Raw genomic sequence first — 10,863 nt, forward strand, 5'->3', positions numbered from 1 at the left:
CGCCCTGATTCGAGCTGCCCCGGTTCGAGCCGCCCCGGTTCGAATCGCGCCGGCCCTTGCCCTTGCCCTTGCCGCCCGAACCACCCTGGCCACCCTGGCCACCCCGGCCGCCGCGGCCGCGCCCGGGCTTGGCTCCCGGCTCGTCGTCAAGCCTGAGGGATAGACCGATGCGCTGGCGCTCGACGTCGACATCCATGACCTTGACCTTGACCACCTCGCCGGACTTGACCACCTCGTGCGGGTCGGAGACGAAGCCCTTGCTCATGGCGGAGACGTGGACCAGGCCATCCTGATGGACGCCCACGTCGACGAAAGCGCCGAATGCGGCGACGTTGGTCACCGTGCCTTCGAGAATCATGCCCGGGGCCAAGTCCGAGACCTTTTCCACGCCTTCCTTGAAGGTGGCGGTCCTGAATTCGGGGCGGGGGTCGCGGCCGGGTTTGTCCAGCTCGGCGATGATGTCGGTGACGGTGGGCACGCCGACGCCGGCGGCCTCGTCGACGAAGTCGCGCGGGTCCAGTCCGGCGAGCACGCGGGAGTTGCCGACGAGCTCGGCGACGCCCAGGCCGGTGGCGGCGGCGATGCGGTCGACGACGCCGTAGGACTCGGGGTGCACGGCCGAGGCGTCCAGCGGGTTCGCGGCGCCGCGGACGCGGAGGAAGCCGGCGCACTGCTCGTACGCCTTGGGGCCGAGCCGCGGCACCTTCAGCAGTTCCTTGCGGGAGGTGAAGGCGCCGTTGTCGTCGCGGTAGGCGACGATGTTCGCCGCCACCGTGGAGCTGACGCCCGCGACGCGGCCCAGCAGCGGCGCGGACGCGGTGTTGACCTCCACGCCGACGGCGTTGACCGCGTCCTCGACGACGGCGTCGAGGGAGTGCGCGAGCTTCGTCTGCGACACGTCGTGCTGGTACTGGCCGACGCCGATGGACTTCGGGTCGATCTTGACCAGCTCGGCCAGCGGATCCTGCAGGCGGCGGGCGATGGACACCGCGCCGCGCAGGGAGACGTCCATGTCGGGGAATTCCTCGGCGGCGATGGCCGACGCGGAGTACACCGACGCGCCGGCCTCGGAGACGGTCACCGGCTCGGGGCGCGCGCCGCCGGCCTTGACCAGCAGGTCGGCGACCTCGCGGGCCAGCTGGTCGGTTTCGCGGGAGGCGGTGCCGTTGCCCACGGCCATCAGCTCGACGCGGTGGGTGGCGCACAGTGTGGCCAGGGCGTCGCGGGCGGCGTCCCACTTGTTCTGCGGCTGGTGCGGGTACACGACCACGGTGTCCAGCACCTTGCCGGTGCCGTCGACGACGGCGCACTTCACGCCGTTGCGGTAGCCCGGGTCGAGCCCGAGCGTGGCGCGCTGCCCGGCGGGCGCGGCGAGCAGCAGGTCGCGCAGGTTGCGGGCGAACACCTCGACGGCCTCGGCCTCGGCGCGCTCCTTCAGGCGCATGCGGGCGTCCAGCGCCGCGGACACCTCGAGCTTGGTGCGCCAGCCGAAGCGGATGGCCTGGTCGATCCACTCGGATTCGGGCAGGTCGAAGGCGCGGCGGACCATGCCCTCGTACACGGCGTCGTCGCCGGCGTCGATGCCCAGCTGCAGGATGCCTTCGGCCTCACCGCGCAGGACGGCCAGCACGCGGTGGCCGGGCATGGTCTCCAGCGGTTCGGTGTGCTCGAAGTAGTCGCGGTACTTCGCACCGGCCTGCTCCTTGCCCTCGACGACCCTCGCCGCCGCGGAGCCGGTCGACCACACGCGCTCGCGCACCTCGCCGACCAGGTCGGCGTCGGTGGAGAACGACTCGACGAGGATCGCCCGCGCACCGGCCAGCGCGTCCTTCGGTTCGGCGAAGCCCTCGGTGACGTATCCGGCCGCCAGCTGCGCCGGGTCGGCGGACGGGTCGCGCAGCAGCTCGTCGAGAAGCGGCTCGAGTCCGGCCTCGCGGGCGATGTCGGCCTTGGTGCGGCGCTTCTTCTTGAACGGCAGGTAGAGGTCCTCGAGCCTGGCCTTCGTGTCGCACGCGAGAATGAGGGCGCGCAGGTCGTCGGTGAGCTTGCCCTGCTCGTCGATGGCCGCCAGCACCGCGGTCTTGCGGTCCTCGAGTTCGCGCAGGTACGTCAGCCGTTCCTCGATGGTGCGCAGCTGCCCGTCGTCGAGGCCGCCGGTGGCCTCTTTGCGGTAGCGGGCGATGAAGGGCACGGTGTTGCCCTCGTCGAGGAGCTTCACGGCGGTGGCGACGTGCGCCTGATCCACCCCGAGTTCGCGGGCGATGGTGGTCTCGATCATTCCGGCGAGTCTAGTGGCCCGGGTCCGCCTGCTTGACGACGCCCCTCGCACAGCCACTAGTGCTAGTCTTGATGGCACTATGAACTCCTTGGACGAACTCCGCGATCTGCCGCCGGGACTGCTCTGGGTTCTGGGGGCGCTCGTGGCGGTGCAGCTGTTGCTCATCATCGGCGCGCTCGTCGTGCTGGCCCGGACGTCCCGCGAACGCGTGAAATTGTTGCCGAAGGTCGCGTGGGCGCTGATCATCCTGCTGACCAACGGCATCGGTCCGATCATTTTCCTCGCAGTGGGTCGGGAATGGGGCGGGCGGCGCGACGATGGCCTGGGGGCGCGGCCCGGCTCGACCCTTTTGGCCAGGTACTCCGACCGGGCGCCTTCGTCCTGCCCCGCCATCGAATTCGACGGGGTGCGCAAAAGCTACGGGGACCACGTGGTCCTCGACGACGTGGCGCTCACGGTTCCGCACGGGTCGGTCTTCGGGTTCCTGGGGCCCAACGGTTCCGGAAAGACGACTGCGCTGCGCATTCTCATGGGCCTGTCCCGTGCGGACGCGGGCGTCGTGAAGCTCGACGGAAAGGTCGGGTACCTGCCCGACGTCCCCGCCTTCGACCCGTGGCTGACCCCCGCCGAGTATCTGCGGCTGTCCGCGCGGCTGGAGGGGTTCGGGGGCGACGAGCTCGACGAGCGCGTCGCCGAAGCGCTGGAGGTGTCGGGGTTGCAGGCGGTGCACAGGCCCATTTCGGGGCTGTCGCGCGGCATGCGGCAGCGGCTGGGCATCGCGCAGGCGCTCATCGCGACGCCGGGGATCGTCGTCCTCGACGAGCCGACGTCGGCGCTCGATCCGATCGCCCGGCGAGAGGTGCTGGACGTCATCGCGTCTCTGCGCGGGCGGGCGACTGTGTTCTTCTCCACCCATTCCATGGCCGACGTCGAGGCGGTGTGCGACCGGGCGGCGTTCCTCGGGCGCGGCGGGATACTCGCCGCCGGCACGTTGCCGGAGTTGGTCGCGCGCTTCGGGGATCCCGGGCGCGTCACCGCAACGTTCCGTGCGCCCGCCGGCACCGACGTCAAGGGCGCGCTGGCGGGTGCCGGTTTCGATGACGTGAGGGTCACGTCCGGCGGGGCCCTCGACGACGCCTTCGCCACGGCGATGGGAGGCACACGATGAACGCTGCAACCATGACGGTCCTGCTCGGCCGACAGTTCCGGGCCCTGCGCGCCTCGTGGGCGACGTGGGCGCTGGTCGGCGCGGCGGTCTTCTTCGCGGTGCTTTCTCCCGTCACCGCCCGCTACCTGCCGGAGATCCTCGGCGGCATCATCGGCGGCGATCAGGCGATCCCCATCGACGTGTCCGCATTGCCGGATCCGACGCCCTCCGACGCATGGGCGCAGTGGGCGTCGAATCTCGCGCAGCTGATCGTCGTCATCGTGGCCGTCGTCGCCGCTTCGGCCGTGTCCGCCGACGTCGCCCGAGGCACGGCGGTGCCGATCCTCGCCCGGGGCGTGTCGCGCACGGGATTGTGGGCGTCCGCGTTCACCGCGGTGGCGGTCACCGTGAGCGTCGTCGCCGTCGCCTCCACGGGTCTCGTCATCGCCGTCACCTCCCTGCTTTTCGACGGCCTCTCCGCATCCGACATCGCCGCCCCCGTGACGGGCACCGCACTGTGGCTGCTGTTCGCGCTGTCCGTCATCGCCGTGACCATGGCGGCGTCGGGGGCGGGCGCGTCGTCGCTCGGTGCTGCCGCGGCGGGCATCGCGTACTTCGCGTTGATGGCCGTCGCCGGCATGTGGCCGCCCCTGGTGGAATGGAGCCCGGCGGGAGTGCTCGCCGCCAAGGACGCCGCGGCCGAACCGGGCGCGATCGGGGTCACCATCGCGGTCATCGCGACGGCCATCGCCCTCGGCATCGCATCATTCAACCGAAAGGAATTGTGATCCGGGATGCTCATCCAGCTCGATTCCGCATCGCCGACGCCGCTGTGGGCGCAGCTCGTCGCGTCGCTGCGCAGGTCCATCCACGACGGAGAAGTGACCATCGGCGAGAAGCTGCCCAGCGCGGGGGATCTCGCGGATTCCCTCGACCTGAACAAGAACACCGTGCTGCGGGCCTACCGACAGCTGCGCGATGACGGGATCGTCGAGCTCCGGCGCGGCCGCGGTGCCACAGTCATCTCGGGGGCGGCCGACGATGAAGCGGAGTATTCCGTGGTGGAAGCCGCCCTCGATCGCCTGGCCAGCGCCGCGCGCGAGTCGTCGATCCCCATGTCGGACCTCATCGCGGGCCTGACCGTGCGGGGGATCCGCTGATGAGGGGTGCCCGCCTGCGCCTCGTCGCACAAACGCTGGCGCTGCCGGCGGTCGTCCTCGTCATCGCGGTGACGTGGGCGCTGTGGGTGCTGCCCGAGCTGCCCGATCCGGTGGCCACCCGATTCGGGGCCGAGCTGGCGGCGACCGACTTCGCCCCGCCGGGCACCTTCATCGCCGTCGTGGCGATTACCACCGCATTCACGGCCGCGGCATTCGCCGTACTGCTGTTGTCCGGCGTGTCGTCGGGGCGCGCGGGACGCATCCTCGCGGGCATCGGCGCGGGTGCCGTGACGCTCGTGCCCGTCATGATGGTCGCCACGCTGCATCCGCAGATCGGGTTTGGCGACGCGGCCGGGTTCGTGATCCCCCTGCCGAACCTGCTCTCGCCCCTCGCCGCCGCCGTGGCCGTGGGACTCGCCGTCGCGTTGGTCGTCCGCCCGCAGGAAGAACCGGAGGAACCGGTCAACGCGGAAACGCCCATCACGGTCGGAGATACCACTCTGGCCGCATGGTTCGGCCGGTGCCGGGCACCGTGGATCATGTCGGTGCTCCTCGTGGTCGCGGTCGGCGCGACCGCCCTCACCTCCGTCACGGCGTTCCGGAACGGAGACGTGGCGCTCGGATCCATTTACGGGCTGCTCACCATCGTGGTCGGCATCGCGATGTCGATGCTCCTCGGAGTGCGGGTGCGCGTAGACGCCGTGGGCGTCCATTGGCGGCTGCTGCCGGGGTTCCCGCGACGGACGATCCGCTACCAGTCGATCCGCGACGTGGAGGCGGTCGACGTCAAGCCCGGCGACTGGGGTGGCTGGGGCTGGCGTTTCAGCGGAAAGGGCACGGCAATTCTCATTCGCGGCGGAGAGGGCCTGCGCATCGAGCGGACGAACCGCCGAACGCTCTACGTCACGGTCGAGGATGCGGCGCGCGGGGCCGAACTGGCCCGGGCGCACCTGCGGCGTTACCGGTCGTAGCCGGAGTACGCGGCGAGCCGCCTGAGCCGGTCGACGGCGCCCCACACGGGCATCGTCGCATCCATCGATTTCCTCCCGGGTCTCAAAACCTCCTGCCGCCGGCCATCATGCGCCGCACCGGGGCCGAACGCAGGGCCAGCAGCGCGATGATCAAACCGACCACGCCGGCCGCGAGACCGCCGGCGACGTCGGAAAGCCAATGGGCGCCCACCCACACGCGGCTCAGGGCGACCACGCCGACCAACGCGACGACCGCCCATTTCAGCGCCGTGGCCAGGCCCCGGCGGATCATCGGGGCGAGCACCTGGATCAGCGCCATGCCCGTGCCCGTCACGCCCGCGACGTGGGCGGACGGGAAGGCGCCGTCATGTAGCGCGGGCAGCTCAGACAACCGCAGCGGACCCGCGGGACGATCGCGGTCGAGCAGCCACTTCATCACGTACGTCATGGCGATCGACGCGCCGAACGCCAATGGCACCAGCAGCGCCATGGCGCGGAGGCGCCGCCACAGGAACAACGCGGCGATCAGGGTCGCCGGGGCGACGAACATGGGGCGGAACACCTCGGTGATGCCGAGGAACGCGCCGTCGAAGCTGCCGTCCAGGGCACCCGCCCGCACGTCGCGGACCCACGCGGCGAACCGCAGGTCAACTTCCGCGCCCGTCGACGTCGACGCGAACCACGCCAACGCCACCAATGCCGCCACCCAGCCGACGACGTGGGCGGGCCTGGCGATGGTCGCGCGGCTCAACCCAAGTCCCCCGCATCCCCGATCACCGTGGTCTCCCCCGCCCACGGGGTCGAATCGCCGAGGCCGCGGCCGATGGCCTCCGTGACCTCGTCCTCCAGCGCCGCGGGGCCTTCCGTGACGATGCGCAGGGCATGCAGCTTCTCGATCGTCGGCGGCTGACGGTTCATGGACAGCCACCGGTCCATGAGCGACTCCGCCTGGGCGTCGACCAGTGCGTCCTCCCCCGCATAGGGCATGGCCACGCGCTCTTCCACGATGGTCAGGTGCAATGCCGTGAGCTCCGCGAGGATGCGTTGGCCGATGGCCGGCAGCTCCTCGGGGTCGAACAACGCGCGTGTGATGGTCTGGTAACGGGTCATGGGAACTGTCTAGCACGGCCGACGGATCGCATCTATCGTGGCAATGTAGATACCGATTAAGGAGCAGCCATGGACACGCCCGAAACCCTCATCGACGTCATCGACGCCGCACCCGCCGCCAAGGAGGGCGACTTCCCCGCCGCCTCGCGCGTGCTCACCGCGGACGGCCAGACGATCGTGGTCTTCACCTTCGCCAAGGGCCAGCGCCTCAACGACCACCACGCCCCGCACCCGCTGACCGTCCAGGTCATCGAGGGCTGCCTGAAATTCACCGTCGAGGACCGCGACCATCACCTCAAGCCCGGCAGGGTCCTCCACGTGCCCGAGGGCGTGGTCCACTCGGTGCACGCGGATCACCGCGACGCGGTGTTCCTGCTGATGCTGTCGACCTGACTTACTCGGCTTGATTTTCCGGCCGAAGCCCGGCCCTACTCTTCCGGGCTCGCGCCGGCGTCGAGGGCCCTTTGGTCGCGCGCCGACAATTCGACGTCCTCGAGCAGCTCCGGTCGCCGCGCCGCCGTGCGCAGCAATGACTGGTCGCGGCGCCACCGGTCGACCTTCGCGTGGTTGCCGGACAGCAGCACCGGCGGCACCTCCAGGTCCCGCCAGACGCGCGGCTTGGTGTAGCCGGGCCCCTCGAGCAGGCCGTCGGAGAAGCTGTCCTCCTCGTGGCTGCGCCGATTGCCCAGCACGCCGGGCACGAGCCGCACCACGGCCTCCGCCATGACCAGCACGGCCACTTCCCCGCCGATGAGCACGTAGTCGCCGATGGACACTTCCTCGACGCGGTAGCGGTTGGCGGCGTCGTCGACGACGCGCTGGTCGATGCCCTCGTAGCGGCCGCACGCGAACACGATGTGCTTCTCGTGCGACCACCGCCGCGCCATATCCTGGGTGAAGGGCGTTCCGGCCGGCGTCGGCACGATCAGCAGGGGCTTGTCGACGTCCTCGTCGCCGTCTGCGGCCGCAGCGTACGACGACTCCTCGGGCAGGCCCGCCAACTCGTCGTGGCGCGCCTGGCCGACGTGGGGCATGGCGGAATCCAGCGCCTCGGCGACGGCGGCCGGGCCGGTTCCCGCGGCGACGTCGTCGAGCGCGGGCCCCCAGACGTCGGGCTTCATGACCATCCCGGGCCCGCCGCCGTAGGGGGAATCGTCGACGGCCTGGTGCACGCCCGTCGCCCACTGCCGCAGGTCGTGCACGCCGACCTCGAGGATGCCCTTCTCGATCGCCTTGCCCAGCAGCGCGTGGCGCAGCGGGTCGAGGTAGTCGGGGAAGATGGTCACCACGTCCAGGCGCATGGCGGTCACAGCTCCAGCAGCCCATCCGGCGGGGTGATGACGACCGCGCCATTGTCCATGTCGACGATCGGCACCAGTGCGTGGACGAAGGGCACCAGCACCTCGCGTCCGGCGTCGCCGTCACCGTCGAGCGCGACCTGCAGCAGGCGCTGGGTGGGGTTGCGGATCACGCCGGTGATCTCGCCGATGTCCTCCGGCTCCGGCAGCTCGCCCTCGTACGCGCGAGCGGTGGCGGTCGCCTCGTCGACGTCGCCGACATTGAGCACCCGCAGACCGATGAGCTCGTGGTCGTAGTAGGCCTCATCATCGTCGTCGAAGACGGGCGCCCCGAAAAAGCGCATGCCGCGCAGGGTTTCGGCGTCGTTGCGGTCCGGGACCTCGTCGAAGAACACGAGCAGGCGCCCCTGGTGGGGGCGCATGGACTTCACGGTCAGCTCGCGCTCGCGTCCGGCTTGCTTGCCGACGAGGACCTCCCCGACCGCGAAGCGGCCCGCCGGATCGTCGGTAGTGGCGTCGACGACGACCTCGCCGCGGACGCCGTGGGGCTTGATGACGCGCCCGATCTGCACGAGGTCGGCCGCGCCACCGCCGTTGTTTCCCGAATTCTGCTTGCTCACGCGCCCCAGACTATCGCGCCCGACTCAGCGATCGGTCACGCGGCCACGGTCGACGGAGACGGTGCGGGTGGCGCGGAAGGCGTCGCGCATCCGGCGGTCGTGCGTCACCAGCAGCACGGTGCCGGAAAACGACTCCACCGCCTGCTCCAACTGCTCGATCGCCGGCAGGTCCAGATGGTTCGTCGGCTCGTCGAGGACCAGCGTGTTGGTGCCGCGGGCCTGCAGCAGGGCCAGCGCGGCGCGGGTCCGCTCGCCCGGCGACAGCGAATCGCACGGGCGCGGGACGTGCTCGCCGGTCAGGCCGAACTTCGCCAACAAGGTGCGCACCTCCGCATCCGGCCATTCGGGCATCTCGGCGGCGAAGCGGTCCACCAGCGGATCCGGGCCGTCGAAAAGCGCCCGAGCCTGATCCACGCGCCCGACCACGACGCCCGAGCCCACCGTCGCCGAGCCCTCGTCAGGGGCCCGCTCCCCGACCAGCAGCGACAGCAGGGTCGTCTTGCCGGAACCGTTCGGGCCCTCCACGAGCACGCGGTCGCCCTGGTTGATCTGCAGGGTCACGGGGCCGAGGGTGAAATCGGACCCCTGCGACGACGCATGCCCCACCACCGCATCGCGCAAAGTGGCCACCACCGTCCCGGAGCGCGGGGCGGCGGCGATGGACATGCGCAGCTCCCATTCCTTGCGGGGCTCCTCGACGACCTCCATGCGCTCGATCGCCCGCTCCGTCTGCGCGATCTTGCCGGCCTGCTTCTCCGACCGCTGGGCCGCGCGGTGGCGGATGTGCTTGTCCTTCTCCGGGCTCTTCCCGCCGTGGGCGCGCATGGCGTTGCGCGATCCCTTGTCCAGCCAGGTCTTCTGCGTCTGCAGGCGGCTCTTGAGCTTGTCGACGTCGCCGGCGTACTCCTCGTAGGCGTCCCGCGCTCGGCGGCGGCGCAGTTCCCGTTCGGCGAGGAAGGCCTCGTACCCTCCGTCGAAGACCGTGATCTGCCGCTGGGCGGCGTCGAGCTCCACCATCCGCGTGATCGTCCGGGCCAGGAACTCGCGGTCGTGGCTGACGATGAGCATCGGGCGGCGCTCGCCGGAGATGAAGGCCTCCAACCGGGCGATGCCGTCGAGATCGAGGTCGTTCGTCGGCTCGTCGAGCAGCAGGACGTCATGGCCGGCGAGCAGGATCACCGCCAGATTCGCGCGGGCCGCCTGACCTCCCGACAGCGCCGTCATGGGCAGGGACAGCACGGCGGAATCGAGGCCCAGTTCCGCGGCGACGCGGGGAAGGCGGTCGTCCAGGTCGGCGCCGCCGAGGGCGAGCCACCGGTCCAGCGCGACCGCGTAGGCGTCGGCGGCGGATTCGTCGTCGGCCATCGCCTCGGCGAGCGAGTCCATCCGGGCCGCGGCGTCGGTGACGCCGGTGCGCCGGGCGACGAAGTCCGCGACGGACTCGTCCCTGCGCTCGACCTCCTGCTCGAGCAGGCCCACGGTCGCGTCGGGCGGTGAAGTGGATATGTCGCCGGTCATCTCCGCGGTCGGCTCACCGGCCGCCGCCGCCAGCAACGTCGACTTGCCCGCCCCATTCGGGCCCGTGAGCCCCGCGACGTCGCCGGGCGCCAACACCAGATCCAGATCCGCGAAAAGCGTCCGGGGGCCGTGGGCGGCGCCGACGCCGCGAAACTCGATGGTTGCCATGGCCTCCGATGCTACCCCACCCGGATATGCCCCGGACATGCGAAAACGCCGCCACCCGGTGCGGGTGGCGGCGTCGTCGTAAAGCGAAGAGCCGAAATTACTCGGCGGACTCCTCGGCCGGAGCCTCCTCGGAGGACTCCTCGGCGGCGGCCTCGGCGGCCTTGGCCTCCTCGGCCTCCTTCGCGGCCTTGGCCTCGGCGGCCTCCTTGGCGGCGCGGCGCTTCTCGGTGATCGCCTCGGCGGACGGGCCGTCGTTGGCCTCGGCCAGAGCCTGGTTGAACAGGTCCAGCTTCGACGGCTTCTCCTCGGCCACCTTCAGGGTGCCCTCGGCGCCCGGCAGGCCCTTGAACTTCTGCCAGTCGCCGGTGACCTTCAGCAGGGCCAGGACCGGCTCGGTCGGCTGGGCGCCGACGGACAGCCAGTGCTGGGCGCGCTCGGAGTCGATGTTGATGACGGACGGCTCGGCCTTCGGCTCGTAGGTGCCGATGTTCTCGATGACGCGGCCCGAACGACGGGTGCGGGCGTCGGCGATGACGACGCGGTAGTGCGGGGTGCGGATCTTGCCGATGCGCTGGAGCTTGATCTTGACGGCC

General features: G+C 70.9%; 12 protein-coding genes. 5 read left to right on the forward strand and 7 right to left on the reverse strand.

All coding sequences use genetic code 11. The annotated features are described in order from the left end of the window. On the reverse strand, window positions 1-2,278 hold a 2,278-nt coding region (locus GX015_RS07340; RefSeq protein ID WP_291343993.1), incomplete at its 3' end, for a Tex family protein. 79 nt (window positions 2,279-2,357) lie between these two features. Between GX015_RS07340 and GX015_RS07345 the strand changes: the two genes are divergently transcribed. The 4 genes from GX015_RS07345 to GX015_RS07360 are packed head-to-tail and all read left to right on the forward strand — an operon-like array spanning window position 2,358 to window position 5,556. Next, window positions 2,358-3,446, forward strand: coding sequence for an ATP-binding cassette domain-containing protein (locus GX015_RS07345; protein WP_291343995.1), 1,089 nt, complete (start codon window positions 2,358-2,360; stop codon window positions 3,444-3,446). Continuing rightward, a complete protein-coding gene (locus GX015_RS07350) occupies window positions 3,443-4,213 on the forward strand; it encodes a hypothetical protein (protein ID WP_291343997.1) in 771 nt (256 codons plus the stop codon). The genes GX015_RS07345 and GX015_RS07350 overlap by 4 nt, the downstream gene beginning before the upstream one ends. A gap of 6 nt (window positions 4,214-4,219) precedes the next feature. After that, entirely contained in the window at window positions 4,220-4,585 is a 366-nt protein-coding gene (locus GX015_RS07355; protein ID WP_291343998.1) for a GntR family transcriptional regulator, read from the forward strand. After that, window positions 4,585-5,556: a hypothetical protein gene (locus tag GX015_RS07360; protein ID WP_291344000.1), complete on the forward strand. Its 972-nt coding sequence runs from the start codon at window positions 4,585-4,587 to the stop codon at window positions 5,554-5,556. The genes GX015_RS07355 and GX015_RS07360 overlap by 1 nt, the downstream gene beginning before the upstream one ends. Before the next feature lie 82 nt (window positions 5,557-5,638). On the opposite strand, the gene GX015_RS07365 is transcribed toward GX015_RS07360, so the two are convergent. Then, window positions 5,639-6,307 carry a phosphatase PAP2 family protein gene (locus GX015_RS07365; RefSeq protein WP_291344002.1) on the reverse strand — a complete coding sequence of 223 codons (669 nt, stop codon included), beginning with the start codon at window positions 6,305-6,307 and terminating at the stop codon, window positions 5,639-5,641. Next, the gene (locus tag GX015_RS07370) at window positions 6,304-6,666 is read right to left on the reverse strand and encodes a hypothetical protein (RefSeq protein ID WP_291344004.1); all 363 of its coding nucleotides are present in this window, start codon (window positions 6,664-6,666) and stop codon (window positions 6,304-6,306) included. The genes GX015_RS07365 and GX015_RS07370 overlap by 4 nt, the downstream gene beginning before the upstream one ends. Window positions 6,667-6,735: 69 nt before the next feature. Here GX015_RS07370 and GX015_RS07375 point away from each other — a divergent pair, with 69 nt between their 5' ends. After that, window positions 6,736-7,059, forward strand: coding sequence for a cupin domain-containing protein (locus GX015_RS07375; protein ID WP_291344005.1), 324 nt, complete (start codon window positions 6,736-6,738; stop codon window positions 7,057-7,059). Window positions 7,060-7,094: 35 nt separating this feature from the next. Here GX015_RS07375 and trmD read toward each other — a convergent pair whose 3' ends face one another. The 4 genes from trmD to rpsP form a co-directional block, all read right to left on the reverse strand. Beyond that, a complete protein-coding gene (gene trmD, locus GX015_RS07380; protein WP_291344014.1) occupies window positions 7,095-7,967 on the reverse strand; it encodes a tRNA (guanosine(37)-N1)-methyltransferase TrmD in 873 nt (290 codons plus the stop codon). 5 nt (window positions 7,968-7,972) lie between these two features. Next, window positions 7,973-8,584, reverse strand: coding sequence for a ribosome maturation factor RimM (gene rimM, locus GX015_RS07385; RefSeq protein ID WP_291344009.1), 612 nt, complete (start codon window positions 8,582-8,584; stop codon window positions 7,973-7,975). 24 nt (window positions 8,585-8,608) lie between these two features. Further along, window positions 8,609-10,270 carry an ABC-F family ATP-binding cassette domain-containing protein gene (locus tag GX015_RS07390; RefSeq protein ID WP_291344010.1) on the reverse strand — a complete coding sequence of 554 codons (1,662 nt, stop codon included), beginning with the start codon at window positions 10,268-10,270 and terminating at the stop codon, window positions 8,609-8,611. 97 nt (window positions 10,271-10,367) lie between these two features. Next, window positions 10,368-10,863: 30S ribosomal protein S16 (gene rpsP / locus GX015_RS07395; RefSeq protein WP_291344012.1), on the reverse strand; the 496-nt coding region annotated here is incomplete at its 5' end.

The sequence above is a fragment of the Corynebacterium sp. genome (assembly GCF_012837295.1).
Taxonomy (GTDB): Bacteria; Actinomycetota; Actinomycetes; order Mycobacteriales; family Mycobacteriaceae; genus Corynebacterium.